Here is a 19,482-nt window from a genome sequence, read left to right as displayed (position 1 = left end):
CGACTTGTTGGAGGTGATCGCTGTGCGAGATAGCGATCCTCCTAGTCGTGGCCGGGCCGTCAGTCAGCGAATCCGCTGACCAGCCGTCAGCCCAGCCGCTGACGAAGACAGACCAGCCCCGCATCCACCGGTCCGCCCGCGGGGGCGCGCCGGGTGAGTCGTGTGCGCCGCGACGCCGGATGCGTGGGTGCCGGCCGCGACGTGACGTGCGCTGAAAACGCCACTCACCAGCGGAAGAAGTCATTCGGATGAAGAACCTCATCGCGCCCCTGACCTTCACGGTTGCCGCCGTCTACGTCGTCGTCCTGTTCGTCCTGGCCCACAGCACGCCCTGAAAGACCGGGAAGACGAAGGTCAGGGCAGCCGGGACGTCCAGATCAGCGACAGCCCGGCCGCGGCCAGACCGAGCAGCAACGCGAGCCCCGCATACCACTGAGTGACCTCGCGGGGCTCCACCCGGTGCCCGATCGAGCTGCCCATGTCCTCGTAGACCTGCTTGAGCTCACTGACCGAGGCCGCCTCGTAGAAGTAGCCCTTGGTGTTCTCGGCCAGCTGCTGCAGTGACAACCGGTCGACCGGCACCCGTTGCAGCGCGCCGCGGATGTCGACCACGCCGGTGTCCGTGCCGAACGCGATCGTCGAGACCGGCACGTTGGCCTGGGACGCCGCGGTGGCCGCGTCCTCGATCGAGCGGCCCGAGGTGCGGTAGCCGTCGGACAGCAGCACGATGCGGGCCGGGGGCGCGCCGTCGGCCCCGTCGGCCGGCACCGAGCGGATCGCGTCGAGCGAGGTGAAGACCGCCTCGCCGGTCGCCGTCGCCTCGGCCAGGGTCAGCCCGTCGATCGCCGACAGCACCTCGGAGCGGTCCTTGCTCGGCGACACCAGCACGTTCGCCGCCTTCGCGAACGACACCAGGCCCAGGTTGTAGGTCGGCGGGAGCTCGTTGACGAACGCCTTGGCCGCCTCCTGGGCCGCCTCGATGCGGTTGGGGGCCACGTCGTCGGCCTCCATCGACAGCGACACGTCGATGGCCAGCATCACCGTGGCCCGCTCGAGCGGCTCCTCCTTGTCGACCGACGGGCGGGCCAGCGCGGCGCCCAGGGTCAGCAGCGAGAGCAGCAGCGCCACCGCCGAGATGTGCTTGCGCCAGCCCAGCCCCTTGGGCGCGAGCGTGCGCAGCAGGTCGACGTTGGTGAACCGCATCGCGTACGTGCGTTTGCGGAACTGCCGCCAGGTGTAGACGCCGGCCAGCAGCAGCACCGGCACAATCGCCAGGAGCCACCACGGCTCGAGGAAACGGATCATCGGGTCGTCCCCCGGGTGCGTGCGTGTCGTTGGGCGGCCACGAAACGGACCATATCCAACAGCCAGTCGGTGTCGGTGCGCAGGCGCAGGTGGGCCGCGCCGGCCGCGCGCAGGGCGCCGGCGATCGCACCGCGTTGCTCGGCCGCCGCCTCGGCGTACCGGTGGCGCAGTTTCTCGTCGGCGGTCTGCACCTCGTGCAGCTCGCCGGTCTCGGGGTCGGCCAGGGTGAGCACGCCGACGTCGGGCAGTTCCAGCTCGCGCGGGTCGACGACCTCGATGGCGAGCACGTCGTGACGCACGCCGAGTTTGCGGACGGGCCGGGACCAGCCGTCGACGGGAGACATGAAGTCGGAGATCACGACGGCCACGCCGCGGCGGCGGGGCGGCCGGTTGAGCATGTCGATCAGCTCGCCGAGGTCGGTCCGGCCGGGGCGGATGCGCGTGCCGGCGATCGCGCGCAAAAGGCCCTGGGCCTCTTTGCGGCCGGGTCGCGCGGGCATCCGTACGACCGACGGGGCGGTCGCCGCCGGCGGTCCGGTCTTGTCGCGGCGCCAGCGGCGCGGCTGCGCCTCGGCGAGAGAGCCCGTGCCCACGACGGCGCCGATGCGGTTGCCGCCGCGCACGGTCAGGTGGGCCATCGCCGTGGCCGCCGCGAGCACCAGGTCGCTCTTGAGCCACTGGGCGGTGCCGAAGTCGAGGCTGGCGCTCAGGTCGATCGCCATCCAGGTCTCGAGCTCACGGTCGGCCACTGTACGGCGTACGTGCGGCATCGTGGTGCGGGCGGTGACCGGCCAGTCCATGCGGCGCACGTCGTCGCCGGGCCGGTATTCGCGGGATTCACCGGCCTCGCTGCCGGGGCCGGGCAGCAGACCGGCGTAGTCGCCCTGGAGCAGCCCGTCGAGTTTGCGGGTGACCAGCAGCTGCAGCCGGGACAGGACGGCCTCGGCCCGCGCCGTGCCGGCCTCGCCCCCCAGCGCCGCGGCCCGGGCGGAGCCGCCCAGCGCCGCGGTCCGGGCGGAGCCGCCCAGCGCCGAGCCGGTCCGGCCGCCGGGGTCCGGGCCGGGCCGGCCGTCTAGTGCTGGGCCGGCCATACCGCACCGGACTGGGGCTGCGGGCCGCCGCTGACCGGGGCGGCCGGGTGGGTGCCGTTGGGCGAGGTGCCCTGGCGGGCCGCGACCGAGGGCAGCGGGACGCTCTGCATGATGCGGGCCACGATGTGGTCGGCCGGGATGTCGTCGGCCAGCGCGTCGTAGCTGAGCACCAGCCGGTGGCGCAGGATGTCGGGCGCGATGTCCTGCACGTCCTGCGGCAGCGCGTAGTCACGGCCGCGCAACAGGGCCAGGGCCCGGGTCGCGCGGACGATGCCCAGCGAGGCGCGCGGGCTCGCGCCGTACTGGATCAGCTGGGCCACGTCGGGCATGCCGTGCTGAGCCGGGGCGCGGGTGGCCAGGACCAGCCGGACCGTGTAGTCGACCAGGGCGTTGTGCACAAACACCTGGTCGGCCCGGCGCTGCAGGCCGAGCAGGTCCTCGGTGGTGAAGACCGTCTTGGGCTCGGGGGCGCTGACCCCCATCCGGTAGACGATCTCGCGCTCCTCGGCGTCGGTGGGGTAGCCCACCAGGATCTTCATCAGGAAGCGGTCGCGCTGGGCCTCGGGCAGCGGGTAGACGCCCTCCTGCTCGATCGGGTTCTGGGTGGCCATCACCAGGAACGGGGTCGGCACCTCGTGGGTCTGACCGCCGATCGACACCTGGTGCTCGGCCATGACCTCGAGCAGCGCCGACTGCACCTTGGCCGGCGCCCGGTTGATCTCGTCGGCCAGCAGGAAGTTGACGAAGACGGGGCCGAGCTCGACGTCGAACTTCTCGTTGCTCTGGCGGTAGATGCGGGTGCCGACGATGTCGGCCGGCACCAGGTCGGGGGTGAACTGCACGCGGGAGAAGCTGCCGCCGACCACCCGGGCCAGCGTCTCGACGGCCAGGGTCTTGGCGACGCCGGGGACACCCTCGAGCAGGCAGTGCCCGCGCGCGAGCAGCGCCACGAACATCCGCTCGACCATCCGGTCCTGGCCCACGATGACCCGCTTGACCTCGAACATCGCCCGCTCGAGCTGGGACGCGTCCTGAGCCGGGGGCACGGGGGCACCGGCACCGGAGTTGATCTCGGTCTCGGGCGTGAACGGCTGAGCCACCGGTCCTCCACAGCGATCGAAAAGCCAATGCCGACGCTCAAGACTTACACGACCGACCTGAGAGCGTCCTTCTGGTGTCGCATTACGCGCCGCCGGTGCTCCTCGCCATGGGTCGACGGAGTCGATCTTTCTGCGCGATACGCCGGATCGGGCACCTCCGCGGGGAGGATGCGCCGCGCCCCGAAGCGTGTAACATCGTCCCCGTCGCCGGGCGACTTCCCCCGTGGTCGCCCGGCGCTCATACACTTCAGAGTTCCTATACTTCAGAGCATGGATGGCCCCGTCGAGCCCCAGTGCTCATCCAAGAGATGTCGCGCTGACGCCGTCTGGCAGCTCCGGTGGAACAATCCCAAGCTGCACACCCCTGACTACCGCAAGACCTGGCTGGCCTGCGACGAGCACCGGGTCACGCTGGGTCAATTCCTGGACGTCCGCGGATTCCTGCGCGAAGTGACGCCCTTCGGTGCGGCGTCCGATGCGCCGATCTCCTAGGCTCAGGGGGTGACCGTCGACGCCCTGACCCCCTGGCCCGACACCGTCGAGTGGCGGACGGTCTCGCCCAAGCTGATCACAGTGGAGCTGATCGTCCGCTGGAGCTGGACGATCATCCTGGTCGCCGGCCTCGTCGTCGGCCTGGTGCTGCAGGGCCACTGGCTGTGGCAGCTCGGCATCGCGCTGGTCGTGCTCAACGCGATCTGGCGCTCGTTCGTCACGGTCCGGGCCGTCCGGGCCTGGGGCTACGCGGAACGCGACCAGGACCTGCTGGTCCGGCACGGCCTGCTGGTGCGGCGGCTCTCGATCGTCCCGTACGCCCGCATGCAGTTCGTCGACGTGACGGCCGGCCCTCTCGAACGGGCTTTCGGGCTGGCCACCGTGCAGTTGCACACCGCCGCGGCGGCCAGCGACGCCCGCATCCCCGGGCTGCCGCCGGCCGAGGCGTCCCGGCTCCGCGACCGGCTCACCACGCTGGGCGAGGACCGGGCCGAGGGCCTGTGACCGCCGCCGGCCCCCCGCAACCGACCGCGCCGCCCGAGGCCGCCGTCGCCGAGCCCCGCCGCCGGCTCCACCCGCTCAGTCCGGTGCTGCACGGCGCCAAGAGCATCGCCGTGGTGGTCGCCGCCCTCTCCTGGCAGACGCTGTCGCAGGTCGGGCTGGAACGGTTCGCGCTCGTCGTGCTGGTCATCGCGGTCGCCGTGGTGGTCTTCTCGATCTTCGGCTGGCTGACCACGGGTTATCAGGTGGTCGGCCGCGAGCTGCGCATCACCGACGGTGTGGTGTGGCGGCGCAACCGGGCCATCCCGCTCGAGCGGCTCCAGGCGGTGGAGCTCCGGCGGCCGCTGCTGGCCCAGCTCACCGGGCTGGCCGAGCTCCGCCTCGAGGTGATCGGCGGCGGCAAGACCGAGGCTCCGCTGGCCTACCTGACGGTGCGCGAGGCGGCGGCGCTCCGGCAGCGGCTGCTCGCACTGGCCGGCCGTACCGCGCAAGCTCAGCCCACCGACCAGCTCGAAACCGCGGCAGCGCCGATCGCTCCCGCCCTAGAACGCGCTCTGCTCCGGGTCCGTAACCGTGATCTCGTGGTCAGCCAGCTGCTCACGCCGCAGGCGTTCTTCCTGCCGGTCGGCGTGGCGTTCGTGGTGCTCCAGTTCGTGATGGAGGGGTCGTGGACCTTCGTCGGCATCGCCAGCACGGTGACCGCGATGGCCGGTGTGCTGCTGCAGCCGGTGCGCCGCGTCCTGCAGGACTGGGATTTCCGGCTGGCCCGGGACCCGGAGGGCCGGCTGGTGGTGCGCTACGGGTTGCTCGAGACGCGCAGCCAGGTGGTGCCGCTCAACCGGGTGCAGGCGGTCGGCGCGACGTGGCCGCTGCTCTGGCGCGGGCAGGGCTGGCTGCATCTGCGGCTCGACGTCGCCGGCTACGCGGGCGAGGGTGGCGGGGACTCGAAACGCTCGGACCGGCTGTTGCCGGTGGGCGAGTTCGCCACCGCGCGCGGGCTGGTGTGGGAGGTGCTGCCCGGTGTCGACCTGGCCGCGCTGGCCACCTCGCCGCCGCCGCGACGGGCCCGCTGGCTCAACCCGCTGGCGCTGCGGTCGATCGGCGTCGGGCTGACCCCCGAGGTGCTGGTGACCCGCTGGGGGCTGCTGACCCGCGAGATGCACCTGGTGCCGTACGCCCGGCTGCAGAGCGTCCGGGTGGTGCAGGGCCCGCTGCAGCGCCGGCTGGGGCTGGCCACCGTCTATGCCGACACCGCGCGGGGCCGGTCCGGCCAGGCCAAGGACCGTGATCTGGCCGAGGCGTACGCGCTGGCCGCCGAACTGGCGGTCCGGGCCCGGCGGGCCCGGACCCCGGAGCCGACGCCCTAAGCTCGGGCCATGGAGATTCCGGAATTCCCACCCGGTCTCAGCGCCCGGGTCGAGCTGACCGTCACCGACGCCGACACCGCCCAGACGCTCGGCTCGGGTGACGTGCCGGTGCTGGCCACGCCCAGGGTTCTGGCGCTCGCCGAGGCCGCCACGGTGGCCGCCACCGCCCGCCACCTGCCCGGCGGCATCACCACGGTCGGCGTGCGGGCCGAGATCGCCCACCTGATCCCGAGCCCGGTCGGCCACCACGTGCACGCCCTGGCCACGCTGACCAAGGTCGAGGGACGCAAGCTGTATTTCGACGTCGTCGTGCGCCACGACGACGACCTCGTCGCCGAGGTGCGGGTCGAGCGGATGGTGCTCGACCGTCAGCGCTTCATCCAAAGGGCGATCGGCTAGAGCGCGCCCCAGCGTGCGGTGACCTCCTCGTTGGTCGGCATGGCCACGGCGCCCCCGCGGCGCTCGCAGACCAGGCCGGCCACGGCCAGCGCGTAACGCACGTTGCGCTGCCAGCCGTCCAGATCCTTGGGCCGGCCCTCGGCCAGCAGGCGGCGCACGAGGGCACCCATCACCGAGTCGCCGGCACCGGTCGCGTCGATCGCGTCGACCTGCGGCGCGGGCAACATGACCGAGCCCTCGGCGGCCGACACGAAGGCCCCCTGGGACCCCCGGGTGACCACCACCGCCTCGGCCCCCAGCCCCCGGATGCGCTCGGCCGCCTGCTCGGGCGTGGCCCCGTCGTAGAGCACCTCGGCGTCGGCCGCGCTCAGCTTGACCAGGTCGGCCGTCGCGAAGAACTCCTCGGACAGCTCGCGCAGGTGGGTCACGGCGGCGCCGTCGGGCAGCAGGGTGGGCCGGGCGTTGGGGTCGAAGACGCGCAGCGGCCCGGGCACCGCCCACGCGGCCCGGGCGGCGGCCCGGAACGGCTCGCGCAGCAGGCAGATCGAGCCCGTGTAGAGCACGTCGGCCCCGCTGACGACGGCCGTGTCGAGGTCGGCCGGGCCGAGCAGTGCGTACGAGGGTGGCTCGCCGTAGAACGTGAAGGTCGGCTCGGCGCCCACGAAGGTGGTGACCGCGAGCGTGGTCGGCACGGACACCCGCTTGACCCCGGTCGTGCCGACGCCGCGCTCGGTCAGGAAGACGGCGAGCCGGTTGCCCAGCACGTCGTCGCTCAGCGAGCCGACATACTGCACCTGACCCCCGAGCCGGGTCGCCCCGACCGCGACGTTGAGCGGCGCGCCGCCGACCGCCTGACGGTAGACCACCTCACCGGCCTGCTCGGCCTCCTGGAGGTCGATCAGCGCCTCGCCGAGCACCACCGCGTAGCCCATGCCATGCCTCCTGTGTCGTGATGGCAACAGCCTTCCGTCCGGGAACGCGCAGCACCAGAGCTCGCACGATATGTCCATTTTTGGGATGATCGTGGAATGTTTGCTCGCGTAGCTGCCCTCACCGTGCCCCTGTTCATGATCACCGGTTGCACGAACGCCGCGGAGATCGGCCCGGCGGCCCCCGCGTCGATGATCACCACCGCCTCGGCCTGGACGCTCCACCAGGGCCCGTCGAGCCCGGCCCCCACCGCCTCGTGGGCGCCGGACACGGTCGCGTCGGGCACCTTCCTGCCCTACCGGTCCGGCTCGACCGCGATCACCTACGACCCGGCGGTGGTCCCGCCCGGCGCGACGGCCTCGGTCGCGATCGCGCAGACCCCCGGGAAGACCGAGGTACGGCTGGAGACCGGTGGCCTGATCCCGCGCAAGACGTACGGCGCCCACCTGCACACCGAGCCCTGCACCGCACTGCCCGACCAGGCCGGCCCGCACTATCAGCACGACAAGGACCCGAAGAAGCCGTCGGTCGACGCGTCCTACGCGAACCCGCGCAACGAGGTGTGGCTCGACTTCACCGTCGACGGCTATGGGACGGCGACCGTGTCGGCCGTGCAGCCCTGGACCTTCCCGGCCGGCCAGTCGGCGCGGTCGCTCATCCTGCACGCCGAGCAGACCAGGACGGCCGACGGTGTCGCCGGGACGGCCGGACCGCGGGTGGCCTGTCTGACCCTGCCGCGACGCTGAGCCTCCGGGGGAGGCGGTAACGTCGGGGTCACACGATCGGAGGCGCCACCATGGCCGAGCAGAAGGCCGCGCAACCCGCGGCCAAGACGGAATCTCACGACCCCGCCTTCCCCGAGGCCTTCCTGCAGTTCATGCGGTCCGGGTGGCGTGAGGACCCGCTGGCCGTCAGCCCGCAGCCCGAGGTGCCCAACTACGCGAAGCGCCGCAACGCGCTCTCCGAGGCCTTCCCGGGCGAGACGCTGATCATCCCGTCCGGCAACGAGAAGGTCCGGGCCAACGACACCGACTACCCGTTCCGCCCGGGCAGCGACTTCGTCTACCTGACCGGCGACCGCGACCCCGACAGCGTGCTCGTGCTGCGGCCCAGCGGCTCCGGCCACGACGCGACGCTCTACACCCACCAGCGCAACTCCAAGGACACCGACGCCTTCTTCCGCAGCCGCAACGGCGAGCTGTGGGTCGGCCGCACCCGCACGCTGGCCGAGAAATCGACCGAGCTGGGCGTCGAGACGGCCTCGCTGGGCGAGCTGGGCACGGCTCTGGCCGGTTCCGCCCCGGGGCGCACGAGGGTGCTGCGCGGCCTCGACCCGGCGGTCGACCGCACCGTGCTGGCCTACGAGCCCGACCGCGACAAGCCCCGCGACCGCGAGCTGGCCTGGGTGCTCAGCGAGCTCAAGCTGGTCAAGGACGAGTGGGAGATCGCCCAGCTGCAGGCCGCGATCGACGCCACCGTCCGCGGCTTCGAGGACGTCGCCCGCGTGCTGCCGGCCGACCGCGGGGTCAAGGAGCGCCTACTCGAGGGGGTCTTCGGCCTGCGCGCCCGGCACGACGGCAACGACGTCGGCTACGGCTCGATCGTCGGCGCCGGCGCCCACGCGACGATCCTGCACTGGGTGCGCAACACCGGCGTGACCATGCCCGGCGAGCTGCTGCTGATGGACATGGGCGTCGAGGGCGACAACTTCTACACCGCCGACGTGACCCGCACGGTCCCGGTGAGCGGCCGGTTCACGCCGCTGCAGCGCCAGGTCTACGACATCGTGCACGCGTCACAGCAGGCCGGCATGGACGCCATCAAGCCCGGCGTGCTGTTCAAGGATGTGCACAAGACCTGCATGCGGGTGCTCGCCGAGGGCCTGCACGACCTCGGTCTGCTCCCGGTCAGCGTCGACGAGGCGATGAGCGACACGAGCACCGTCTACCGCCGGTGGACCCTGCACGGCTTCGGTCACATGCTGGGCATCGACGTGCACGACTGCCACGCCGCCCGCAACGAGACCTATCGTGACGGCCCGCTGCAGGAGGGCTACGTGCTGACGGTCGAGCCCGGGCTCTACTTCCAGCCCGAGGACGATCTGGTGCCGGCCGAGCTGCGCGGCATCGGCGTCCGCATCGAGGACGACGTGCTGGTCACCGCCGACGGCTGCACCAACCTGTCGGCCGGCCTGCCCCGCTCGTCGGCCGACGTCGAGACGTGGATGGACGCGCAGCGCGAGGCCGGCCCCCGGCTGCCCGGCTAGGCCGGCTGGTAGTCGCTGACGGTCCAGCACTCCGGGCCCGAGCCGACATCGATGGTCACCTTGACCGGGTGACCATCGGTGGTGTCCAAGGCCTTGGTGACCTGGCCGCCGTCCTCGGAGGCGGTCTGGGCCATCTCGAGCAGGTCCTTGAGGGTGAAGGCCTCGATCTCCTCACCGGTGTCGCCGGTGGCCGGGCCGAGGTCCTCACCCGAGCCGCTCGACGGTTCGACCGGCGCGGCGTCCAGCCGGTTGGACTCGGCGACCGCCCCGGCCTTCACCCGCACCTCGTAGCGCCCGGCGGGCGCGGCCGCGTCGCAGCCCCGGGCGAGCACGTAAGAGTAGGCCGCCGGCTCGGTCCACGCCGGAGGTGAGGCGGGCGCGGCCGGGGGGCTCTTCGCGTCATCCGACGACGACGTGCACCCGCCGGCCAGTGCCACCAGAGCGATGCCGCCCCAGGCCCATTGCAACCGCACAACGTCTCCCCTCGCCGAAAACCGACCCGCACGGTAGCGCAACGACGCTTCCCGAAATTTGTCGTGGGTGGTGTCGATCGCCGGCTCACCCGTTCGACCAGTGGATGAGAAGGTCGACAAGCGACCGGATCGGACACCGAGGAGAACGTCACCATGACGAAGTACATGCTGATCATGAGGAACACCGACGAGAGCCTGGCCACGATGATGGAGACGCCCTTCGAGGACATGCTCGCCTCGGTGGGCCGCTTCAACGAGGAGCTCATCAAGGCCGGCGTGCTGGTCGCCGCCGAGGGCCTCGACGACGCGGCGAAGGGCGTGGTGGTCGACTACAGCGGGGAGACGCCGGTCGTCACCGACGGGCCCTACGGGGAGACCAAGGAGCTGTTCGGCGGCTTCTACATCCTCGACGTCGCGTCGCAGGAGGAGGCGATCGAGTGGGCCAAGCGGATGCCGGCGATCCCGGGCTCGAAGTCCGAGATCCGCCGCGTGCCCGGCATCGACGAGTTCCCGCAGGACAACGAGTTCGTTCAGCGGGAGCGCGCCTGGCGTGAGCAGACCGGCCAGCTGTGACCGCTCTCGAGGCCGTCTGGCGCATCGAGTCGGCCCGGATCGTCGGCGCGCTCACCCGCTACACCGGCGGTGATCTCGAGCTGGCCGAGGACGTGGCCCAGGAGGCGCTGGCCGAGGCCTTGACCAGTTGGCCGCGGGACGGCGAGCCGGCCAATCCGGTCGGCTGGCTCCTCAACACCGCCCGGCGGCGGGCCATCGACAGCTTCCGCCGCCGGGCCGCCCGGGACGAGAGATACGCACTGCTGGCCGCGGAGGACACCGACGGCGGCGACGGCCACCTGTGGGATCCGGACCGGATCGACGACGACGTGCTCGCGCTGATGTTCGTCGCCTGTCATCCGGTCCTCTCCCCCGAGGCCCGGGTCGCGCTCACCCTGCGGACGGTCGGCGGCCTGTCCAGCGAGGAGATCGCCCGCGCGTTCCTGGTGCCGGTGCCGACGATCCAGGCCCGCATCACCCGGGCCAAGAAGACCATCGCGGCGGCCCGGGTGCCGTTCGAGATCCCTCCGGCCGACGAGCGCCGGGAGCGCCTGGGCGGCGTCCTGAGCGTCCTCTATGTCATCTTCACCGAGGGCTCGACCGCCACCGCCGGTGACAGCCTGCTGCGCACCGGCCTGGCCTACGAGGCGACCCGTCTGGCTCGCACCCTGGCCGCCCTGCTGCCCGGCGAGCCGGAGGTGTTCGGCCTGATCGCCCTGTGCGAGCTGACCACGTCCCGTTTCCCGGCCCGCACCACCCCCGACGGCGACGCGATCCTGCTGGAGGACCAGGACCGCCGTCGCTGGGACCGCTCGGCGATCCGCCGCGGCCTGGCGGCTCTGGGTCAGGCCACTGCCGCGGGTCGCGGCCTCGGCCCGTACGGCTTGCAGGCCGCGATAGCCGCCTGCCATGCCGTCGCCGGATCGGTCACCGACACCGATTGGGAGCGCATAGTGCTGCTTTACGAGGCGCTGGGCCGGGTCGCCCCGTCCCCCATCGTCGACCTGAACCACGCCGTGGCCGTGGCGATGGCCACCGGCCCGGGCCCGGCTCTGCTCCTGGTCGACGAGTTGGTGGCCACCGACCGCCTGCCCGGCTCCTACCTGCTGCCGAGCGTCCGGGGCGAGCTGCTGCGACGACTGGGCCGGACCGCCGAGGCCCGCGCCGAGCTGGAACTGGCCGCCCGCCTGTGCACCAACACCCGCGAGCGAACCGTCCTGCTGGCCAAGGCCGCGACCCTCACCTGACTCCCGGAGGGTCAGGCCCGCGCGAGCACCAGCAGGTCGCTCTCCTCCTCGACCGGCCGGGGGCGGCGCTCGGCGCGCACCGCGGCCTCGAGCGCGTCGAACCCCTCGACGATCTCGAGCTCGGTCAGGCGCTCGAACGTCGACGAGCCGCGCAGCTTGAGCCGGACCTCGTAGTCGGCCAGGCTGTCGGCGATGCGCTCCTGCACCCGGTCGACTGTCACGAAGCGCAGACCGGCGGCCGCGAACGTCTCCAGCAACGGGTCCATCCGCGGGAAGACCTGCTCGTCGATGTCCCGGGCGCCGGGGAAGTAGCTGTACCACGGCAGCTCGGGCATGCGGTCGGGGAACAGGCTGCGGATCAGCACACGGCCGCCCGGGCGCAGGACTCGGGCGATCTCGGCCGCCGCGGTCGCGTGGTCGCGGACGTGGTGCAGCACCAGGAACACCAGGACGAGGTCGCAGCTCGCGTCGGGCAGCGGGATGGCAGTGGCCGAACCGGCCAGGTAGGTCACGGCGGGATGGGGCGCGTGCTGCTCGGCGCCGGCGCGCATGTGGTCGGACGGCTCGACGCCCCAGACCGGCCCGCCGAACTCAGCGGCCAGCTCGGGGGTGAACCGGCCGGTGCCGGAGCCCAGGTCGAGCACGGCCAGCGGGCGCCGCTCGGGAGCGTGCCGCGCGAACACGCGCAGCCACTCGGTCAGCCTCTCGGGGGTCAACGCACGAGCCCGCGCATAGACCAGATGCTGCCGATCGTCGTAGTTCACCTCGCGCAACAGCCCACCTCCCGCGCCCATCCTTTCGCAGGGCGGGGCTGAGCGCGACCCCGCCCAGCCATCCGGGAGGGGACTCACAGCGGAACCTCAGACGGCGTCGGCCACGAAGACCGCCACCGATCGGGCGGGAACGGTCAGATTGCCCACGGCCGCCTTCGCCGTGCGCAGCAGCGGATCGGCCGACTCGACCAGCTCGGGATGCGGGCGCAGGCTCTCGGGGACGCCCGGCACCGTCTGCACCGTGTCGTCGCCGGTCGCGTTGAAGACGACCACGAGCTGGCTCCAGCGGGGGTCGAGACCGGTGCCGTCGAGGCACATCACGATCACCCCGGGGGTCTCGCCGGGGCCGCCGAGCGGGAACGTCACCCGCCGCTGCACCTCGTCGGCCGTGGGCAACCCGAACACCGGGGACGACCGGCGGATGCGCAACAGCTCGCGATAGCGGTCGGCGGTCAGCTCGATCACGTCGGGCGGCGGGATCAGCGCGGGGTCGGCCAGCAGCGGCGCGGCCAGCGGCCAGCGGTCCTGGTTTTCCGGCGCGGGCGGCAGGCCGACGCCGAAGCCGTTGCCCAGGGCCGGGTCCCAGCGGATCTGGTTGAACCAGTCGCCGGAGTTGTGCGAGTTGCGGTCGAGCGATTTGGAGCGCAGCCGCTCGCTGCCCAGCGCCACGAAGCCGGCCCCCTGCCCGAGCACGACCAGCGACAGCGCCAGCACCTGCAGCCGGGCCCGGTCGAGGGCGGCGGTCGCAATCGGCAGCTTGAACGCCATCGCGTCGTACAGGATCTCGTTGTCGTGGGCGTCGACGTAGTTGACCGTCTCGCCCGGGGACATCGCGTAGCCGCTGGGTGAGCCGTTGTAGTCGATCTGGGCGCCGCTCTGCTCGGCGCCGGTGTGGGTGACGAAGCGGTAGGCCGCCAGTCCGCCGGCCAGGCCCACCTTGATCTGGTCGTGCACGAACAACGGCGTCTGCGAGCCCAGCCCGGTGGCGAAGCCGGGCACGGTCGGGTCGCCGAACGAGCCACCGCCGCGGGCGGCGTCGCGCATCCGGTCGTTGAACGTGCCGATGCCGGTGCCGGCCAAGTTGATCTGGGTGGCCTGGGCGAACCGGGCGTCGTTGGCCACCTCGCCGAAGTTCCAGCCCTCGCCGTACAGGTGGATGTCCTTGCCGTTGACCCCCTCGACCTCGGCCGTGAGGTGGTCGAGGTTGACCCGGACCTCGAGGATGTTGGCCCGCGGGTGGTGGCCCATGAGATCGAACCGGAATCCGTCCACCTTGTAGTCACGGGCCCAGGTCAGCACCGAGTCGACGACCAGCCGGCTCATCATCATGTGCTCGGGGGCGGTGTTGGGGCAGCAGGTGGACTCGGCGGTCGAGCCGTCGGCCAGCAGGCGGTGGTAATAGCCGGGGACGAGACGATCGAGCACGCTGAACCGGTCGAGGCCGTCGCCCATGGTGTGGTTGTAGACGACGTCCATGACCACGCGCAGACCGGCCGCGTTGAGCGCGGCGACCATGCGGCGGAACTCGAGCACCCGCGACGGCCCGGAGGGGTCGACGGCGAAGCTGCCCTCGGGGGCGGTGTAATGCCACGGGTCGTATCCCCAGTTGAACCCGTCGGACTCGGCGACGGCCATCACCGCGCGCTGCTGCTCGGGTGAGTCGGGCGCGAAGGCGGCCAGGTCGCAGCCGGGCGTGGCCTGGTCGGTGCGACGATCGGGCACGCTGCCGAAGTCGAACGCGGGCAGCAGGTGCAGGTGGGTCAGCCCGGCCTCGGCCAGTGAGCTCAGGTGGCGCATCGACGCCGACCCGGCCCGGGTGAAGGCGGCGTAGGTGCCGCGCTCGGCCGGGGACAGCGAATGGTCGAAGATCGAGAAGTCGCGGATCGACACCTCGCTGATCTGCATCCGGGCCGCGGCGACCGGGGGCGGCTTGACCAGCGTCTCCCAGCCGGACGGCTTGAGCGCGGGGTCGTCCAGGTCGACCAGCAGGCTGTGGGTCGAGTCGGTGGCCAGCGCGACCGAGTAGGGGTCGGTGACGCTGGTGGTGACCACGCGCTGGGCGGCCGGGTGCCACACCTCGACGCGGTAGCGGTAGTAGCGGCCCAGCCATTTCGGCTTGAGCGCGGCCGCCCACACGCCGGTCAGGGCGTCCCGCTCCATCGGCACCAGCTTGGGCTCGTCGTCCGGCGCCTTGAACACCTCGAGCTCGACCCGGCGGGCGGTGGGGGCCCAGACCGACAGCCGTGGCCGGTCGTCACCGAGGACCAGGCCCAGCTCGGCGTCGGCGGCGTCGGCGTAGAGGTCATCCAGAACGCCCGGGAGCTGGACGCCGGTGAGCGCGGTGACCTGCCCCTCGGCGTCGCGGCCCTCGACCACCACCGGGCCGCGCAGCAGCTCGCTGAGGGCGGCGTCACCCATCTCGCGGACGGAATGAGCGCGATAGGCCCGCAGATGGGGGAATCGGCGGCTCTGCGCCTGGAAGAGGCCGCCGGGACGGGCGGTCAGCGGGACCGCGGTCTCACCGATCAGCGCGAACGTGACGGCCCGATCGGCCAGCCACGAGGGCAGGGCGATGGTCGTGCGGTCGACGAACACCGCGAACGCCCGGGCACGGTCGAGCTCGGGGCCCAGCGAGCCGAGATCGGGGCGAACCGGGGCGACGGTGCCGGCCCGCAGCCACACCTCACGGGTCACGGTGAGGTCGAGACGCTGGTCGTCGGGCAGATCCTTCTCGTCGCCGCGGTGGAGCACGTAACGAAGGCCGACCGCGTCATCGCCCACCGGAACGTGGAAGACCGCACCGAAGTCGTCGAACGCCTCGGGGGCGAGTGGCCGGTGCCAGTCGGGTTTGACCAGCGTCCCCTCCCAGGCGTGCAGACCCCAGCCGGCGTAGTCGCCGGCGGGGCGCTGATAGTGGATCACCACGGTGGAGGGAGAGCTGATCACCTGGCCATACTCGCATCAGGGCCCGACAGTTTTCAGTGGGTGGCAATCACCGTGGTGATTCTTGGCCCGCCCGGGCCCACCCGCAGCAGATAGCTGTAGCGCTCGCCCGGAACGGCATTTCCCCGCGAATCGAGATATTCCCACAGGACCGACACCAGGCTCAGGGCCGGCGACAGCTGCTGCACGTCGAGCAGCTGAGCGTGGGCGGCGACGATCTGCTGGTCGTCATAGGTCGCGGCGGCACCCAGGAACGACAGGGCGACCGCGGCCGGCGAGGCGAAGGTGAAGCTGTACGCATCGGCCACCACCATGCCCGGCAGCGCGTAGCAGTTCGCGATCGAGGCAACGTCTCCGCTGGTCAGAGCGTTGCCGTACCGGTCGAAGAAATCGCTGAGCTGGGCCAGGTCGGCAGGCGCCTTCACGGTTCGAGATGTGCCCGGGCCAGGAGCGGGGTAAACGTGAAGGACAACGACCCCGCCTTGCGCAGTCTTACAAGACGGACGTACGGTTTACGAGCGAACGTGAACCGAGAGTTAGGTATGCCTAACCAGAAGGCCGCCCTTTCGGTGCGAAAGACTTGAACGACAGTCGCTGGGTGTGAAGGAGATGACGGTGGCCAGCCTCGACACCTTTGGTGCGAAGAGCGAGCTCCGCGTCGGTGACGCGAGCTACGAGATTTTCACGATCGACAAGGTCGAGGGGCACGACCGGCTGCCCTACTCCTTGAAGATCCTGCTGGAGAACCTGCTGCGGACGGAGGACGGCGCCAACATCACGGCCGACCACATCCGGGCCCTCGGCGGGTGGGACCAGACGGCCGACCCGAGCGTCGAGATCCAGTTCACCCCGGCCCGGGTCCTCATGCAGGACTTCACCGGCGTGCCCTGCGTGGTCGACCTGGCCACCATGCGCGAGGCCGTGAAGGATCTGGGCGGCGACCCGACCAAGGTCAACCCCCTCGCCCCGGCCGAGCTGGTCATCGACCACTCGGTCATCGCCGACCTGTTCGGCCGCGAGGACGCCTTCGCCCGCAACGTCGAGCTGGAGTACCAGCGCAACCGCGAGCGCTACCAGTTCCTGCGCTGGGGTCAGACCGCGTTCAACGAGTTCAAGGTCGTGCCGCCCGGCACCGGCATCGTGCACCAGGTCAACATCGAGTATCTGGCCCGCACGATCATGGAGCGCAACGGGCAGGCCTACCCCGACACCGTGGTCGGCACCGACTCGCACACCACGATGGTCAACGGCCTGGGCGTGCTGGGCTGGGGCGTCGGCGGCATCGAGGCCGAGGCGGCCATGCTGGGCCAGCCGGTCAGCATGCTCATCCCCCGGGTGGTCGGCTTCAAGCTGTCCGGCGAGATGCCGGCCGGCACCACCGCCACCGACCTCGTGCTGACGATCACCGAGATGCTCCGCGAGCACGGCGTGGTCAGCAAGTTCGTCGAGTTCTACGGCCCCGGCGTGAGCGCGGTGCCGCTGGCCAACCGGGCCACCATCGGCAACATGTCGCCCGAGTACGGATCGACCGTCGCGATCTTCCCGATCGACGACGAGACGATCAAGTACCTCAAGCTGACCGGCCGCTCCGAGGAGCAGGTCGCGCTGGTCGAGGCGTACGCGAAGCGGCAGGGCCTCTGGCTCGACCCGGCCGCCGAGCCCGACTACTCGGAGCGCCTCGAGCTCGACCTGTCGACCATCGTGCCGTCGCTGGCCGGCCCGAAGCGCCCGCAGGACCGCGTGCCGCTGAACAACGCCAAGCAGATGTTCCGCGACGCGCTCAGCAACTACGTCTCCGACCAGGGCCCGGCCGACGAGGCGAGCGAGGAGTCGTTCCCGGCCAGCGACCCGCCGGCCAACCACGAGGACTCGGCGGCCGACAAGCCGCACGTGTTCAGCGCGGCCAACGGCGCCGACGGCCGCCCCTCGAAGCCGACCCGCGTGGTCGGCGAGGACGGCGTCGAGTACGAGCTCGACCACGGCGCCGTGGTGATCGCCGCCATCACGTCCTGCACCAACACGTCGAACCCGCAGGTCATGATCGGCGCGGCGCTGCTGGCCAAGAAGGCCGTCGAGCGCGGCCTGACCCGCAAGCCGTGGGTCAAGACCACGCTGGCCCCCGGCTCCAAGGTCGTCTCCGACTACTACGACCGCTCCGGCCTGACGCCGTATCTCGACAAGCTCGGCTTCAACCTGGTCGGCTACGGCTGCACCACCTGCATCGGCAACTCGGGCCCGCTGCCCGAGGAGGTCTCGGCGGCGGTCAACGAGGCCGACCTGACCGCGGTCAGCGTCCTGAGCGGCAACCGCAACTTCGAGGGCCGGATCAACCCCGACGTCAAGATGAACTACCTGGCGTCCCCGCCCCTGGTCGTGGCGTACGCGCTGGCCGGCTCGATGGACATCGACATCACCACCGAGCCGCTCGGCACCGGCTCCGACGGCCGGCCGGTCCACCTCGCCGACATCTGGCCCAGCGCCAAGGAGATCGACGACGTCATCGCCTCGGCGATCGGGGCCGAGGGCTTCAGCACCGCCTACGCCGACGTCTTCGCCGGTGACGAGCAGTGGCAGTCGCTGCCCACGCCCGAGGGCAAGACGTTCGAGTGGGCCGACGAGTCGACCTACGTCCGGAAGCCTCCGTATTTCGAGGGCATGTCCGCCTCGCCGTCGCCGGTCAACGACATCAGCGGCGCCCGCGTGCTGGCCAAGCTGGGCGACTCGGTCACCACCGACCACATCTCCCCGGCCAGCTCGATCAAAGCCGACTCCCCGGCCGGCAAATACCTGGCCGAGCACGGCGTCCCGCGCCACGAGTTCAACAGCTACGGCTCGCGCCGCGGCAACCACGAGGTCATGATCCGCGGCACGTTCGCCAACATCCGGCTGCGCAACCAGCTCGTGCCGGGCGTCGAGGGCGGCTTCACGGTCAACCACCTCACCGGTGACCAGACCACCATCTACGACGCCTCCACGGCCTACCAGGAGGCCGGCATCCCGCTGGTCATCCTGGCCGGCAAGGAGTACGGCTCGGGCTCGTCGCGCGACTGGGCGGCCAAGGGCACGATGCTGCTGGGCGTGCGGGCCGTCATCGCCGAGAGCTACGAGCGCATCCACCGCTCCAACCTGATCGGCATGGGCGTGCTGCCCCTGCAGTTCCCGCCCAAGACCAACGCCGAGTCGCTCGGGCTCACCGGCACCGAGACGTTCACGATCACCGGCGTGACCGCTCTCAACGACGGCGACACCCCGCGGACGGTCAAGGTCCGCACCGACACGGGCGTCGAGTTCGACGCCGACGTGCGCATCGACACCCCCGGCGAGGCGGATTACTACCGCCACGGCGGCATCCTGCAGTACGTCCTGCGCAAGATGCTCGAGAGCTGAGCTGAGCGTTCCGCACGCCCCGTCCCCCGCTTGCGGGAGGCGGGGCGTCGCGCTTTCCCGAGGTTCCCGTACGCCGCGACGACGGCCTACGCTCGGGCCATGCCCCGCGCGGTCTTCCCCGGCACGTTCGACCCGATCACGCCGGGTCACCTGGATGTCGTCGATCGCGCCCGCCACCTCTTCGACGAGCTGGTGGTGCTCGTGGCCGTCAACGCCGACAAGCGACCCACCCGGGCCGGTCTGATCCGGGCCGCCGCCGTCCGGGCCACACTGCCGTCCAGCTGGCACAACGTCTCCGTGGCGGCGTGGCGCGGCCTGACCGCCGACTACTGCCACCGGCACGACGCCCCGGTGATCGTCCGCGGGGTCCGCAACGCCCGCGACGTGCGCCACGAGCAGGAGCTGGCCGCCATGAACGAGTCCCTCGGCGTGACCACGCTCCTGCTGCCCGCTCGCCCTTCGCTGGCCTCGGTGTCATCCACGGCCGCCCGGATTGCCGGGGACAGCTTCGGGTAAGCCCCGCGCCATGCGTATCGGAAACATGGAAGTGCGAGTTCTGGGCGGCCCGCTCGGCTGCCTCGGCATGATCCTGCTGTCGGTGGTCGCCTCGATCGTGCTGACCCTGGTGCTCAACGTCCTTCTCTGAGGCGCCCGCC

Annotated in this window: 17 protein-coding genes and 1 pseudogene; 10 read left to right on the top strand and 8 right to left on the bottom strand. The window is 71.5% G+C overall.

Annotation, left to right across the window (positions count from 1 at the left end; translation table 11 throughout):
* Positions 1–354: 354 nt before the first annotated feature.
* From NAG42_RS13850 to NAG42_RS13840, 3 genes are read right to left on the bottom strand one after another with little or no spacing between them, the layout of a single operon-like run.
* Complete coding sequence (locus tag NAG42_RS13850; protein WP_250030636.1) at positions 355–1,305, bottom strand: VWA domain-containing protein; 951 nt, start codon at positions 1,303–1,305, stop codon at positions 355–357.
* Complete coding sequence (locus NAG42_RS13845) at positions 1,302–2,396, bottom strand: DUF58 domain-containing protein (RefSeq protein WP_250030635.1); 1,095 nt, start codon at positions 2,394–2,396, stop codon at positions 1,302–1,304. Before NAG42_RS13845 ends, NAG42_RS13850 begins: the two co-directional genes overlap by 4 nt.
* Positions 2,378–3,496, bottom strand: coding sequence for an AAA family ATPase (locus NAG42_RS13840; protein ID WP_250030634.1), 1,119 nt, complete (start codon positions 3,494–3,496; stop codon positions 2,378–2,380). The genes NAG42_RS13845 and NAG42_RS13840 overlap by 19 nt, the downstream gene beginning before the upstream one ends.
* 270 nt (positions 3,497–3,766) lie before the next feature.
* On the opposite strand from NAG42_RS13840, the gene NAG42_RS13835 reads away from it, so the two are divergent.
* From NAG42_RS13835 to NAG42_RS13820, 4 genes are read left to right on the top strand one after another with little or no spacing between them, the layout of a single operon-like run.
* Positions 3,767–3,988, top strand: a complete 222-nt coding sequence (locus tag NAG42_RS13835) for a hypothetical protein (RefSeq protein WP_250030633.1) — start codon at positions 3,767–3,769, stop codon at positions 3,986–3,988.
* A 9-nt stretch (positions 3,989–3,997) separates the two neighbouring features.
* Positions 3,998–4,492, top strand: a complete 495-nt coding sequence (locus NAG42_RS13830) for a PH domain-containing protein (RefSeq protein WP_250030632.1) — start codon at positions 3,998–4,000, stop codon at positions 4,490–4,492.
* Positions 4,489–5,856, top strand: coding sequence for a PH domain-containing protein (locus NAG42_RS13825; RefSeq protein WP_250030631.1), 1,368 nt, complete (start codon positions 4,489–4,491; stop codon positions 5,854–5,856). The genes NAG42_RS13830 and NAG42_RS13825 overlap by 4 nt, the downstream gene beginning before the upstream one ends.
* Before the next feature lie 9 nt (positions 5,857–5,865).
* On the top strand, positions 5,866–6,255 hold the full coding sequence (locus NAG42_RS13820) for a thioesterase family protein (RefSeq protein WP_250030630.1): 390 nt from the start codon (positions 5,866–5,868) through the stop codon (positions 6,253–6,255).
* Here the strand turns inward: NAG42_RS13820 and NAG42_RS13815 are convergent.
* On the bottom strand, positions 6,252–7,187 hold the full coding sequence (locus NAG42_RS13815) for a carbohydrate kinase family protein (RefSeq protein ID WP_250030629.1): 936 nt from the start codon (positions 7,185–7,187) through the stop codon (positions 6,252–6,254). The genes NAG42_RS13820 and NAG42_RS13815 overlap by 4 nt on opposite strands.
* 96 nt (positions 7,188–7,283) lie before the next feature.
* Between NAG42_RS13815 and NAG42_RS13810 the strand changes: the two genes are divergently transcribed.
* On the top strand, positions 7,284–7,931 hold the full coding sequence (locus tag NAG42_RS13810; RefSeq protein WP_250030628.1) for a superoxide dismutase family protein: 648 nt from the start codon (positions 7,284–7,286) through the stop codon (positions 7,929–7,931).
* Between the two features lie 50 nt (positions 7,932–7,981).
* Positions 7,982–9,451: an aminopeptidase P family protein gene (locus NAG42_RS13805; protein WP_250030627.1), complete on the top strand. Its 1,470-nt coding sequence runs from the start codon at positions 7,982–7,984 to the stop codon at positions 9,449–9,451.
* On the opposite strand, the gene NAG42_RS13800 is transcribed toward NAG42_RS13805, so the two are convergent.
* The gene (locus NAG42_RS13800; protein ID WP_250030626.1) at positions 9,448–9,924 is read right to left on the bottom strand and encodes a hypothetical protein; all 477 of its coding nucleotides are present in this window, start codon (positions 9,922–9,924) and stop codon (positions 9,448–9,450) included. The genes NAG42_RS13805 and NAG42_RS13800 overlap by 4 nt on opposite strands.
* Before the next feature lie 153 nt (positions 9,925–10,077).
* Here NAG42_RS13800 and NAG42_RS13795 point away from each other — a divergent pair, with 153 nt between their 5' ends.
* Positions 10,078–10,497, top strand: coding sequence for a YciI family protein (locus NAG42_RS13795; protein WP_250030625.1), 420 nt, complete (start codon positions 10,078–10,080; stop codon positions 10,495–10,497).
* Positions 10,494–11,723, top strand: a complete 1,230-nt coding sequence (locus NAG42_RS13790) for an RNA polymerase sigma factor (protein ID WP_250030624.1) — start codon at positions 10,494–10,496, stop codon at positions 11,721–11,723. The genes NAG42_RS13795 and NAG42_RS13790 overlap by 4 nt, the downstream gene beginning before the upstream one ends.
* Positions 11,724–11,734: 11 nt before the next feature.
* On the opposite strand, the gene NAG42_RS13785 is transcribed toward NAG42_RS13790, so the two are convergent.
* The 3 genes and pseudogenes from NAG42_RS13785 to NAG42_RS13775 all read right to left on the bottom strand — a co-directional run bounded on the left by NAG42_RS13785 (position 11,735) and on the right by NAG42_RS13775 (position 15,864).
* Entirely contained in the window at positions 11,735–12,487 is a 753-nt protein-coding gene (locus NAG42_RS13785) for a class I SAM-dependent methyltransferase (RefSeq protein WP_250030893.1), read from the bottom strand.
* 96 nt (positions 12,488–12,583) lie between these two features.
* Positions 12,584–15,418 (bottom strand): annotated as a pseudogene (pulA, locus tag NAG42_RS13780) (pullulanase-type alpha-1,6-glucosidase); the annotation flags it as partial.
* Between the two features lie 56 nt (positions 15,419–15,474).
* A complete protein-coding gene (locus NAG42_RS13775) occupies positions 15,475–15,864 on the bottom strand; it encodes a DUF6841 family protein (RefSeq protein WP_250030623.1) in 390 nt (129 codons plus the stop codon).
* Between the two features lie 184 nt (positions 15,865–16,048).
* Here NAG42_RS13775 and acnA point away from each other — a divergent pair, with 184 nt between their 5' ends.
* Positions 16,049–18,826, top strand: a complete 2,778-nt coding sequence (acnA, locus tag NAG42_RS13770; protein ID WP_250030892.1) for an aconitate hydratase AcnA — start codon at positions 16,049–16,051, stop codon at positions 18,824–18,826.
* A gap of 99 nt (positions 18,827–18,925) precedes the next feature.
* A complete protein-coding gene (gene coaD / locus NAG42_RS13765; RefSeq protein WP_250030622.1) occupies positions 18,926–19,342 on the top strand; it encodes a pantetheine-phosphate adenylyltransferase in 417 nt (138 codons plus the stop codon).
* The last annotated feature ends 140 nt before the right edge of the window (positions 19,343–19,482 follow it).

The sequence above is a fragment of the Paractinoplanes maris genome, assembly GCF_023544465.1.
In the GTDB taxonomy this organism is placed as follows: Bacteria; Actinomycetota; Actinomycetes; order Mycobacteriales; family Micromonosporaceae; genus Actinoplanes; species Actinoplanes maris.
This window is presented reverse-complemented; position numbering and strand designations above follow the sequence as displayed.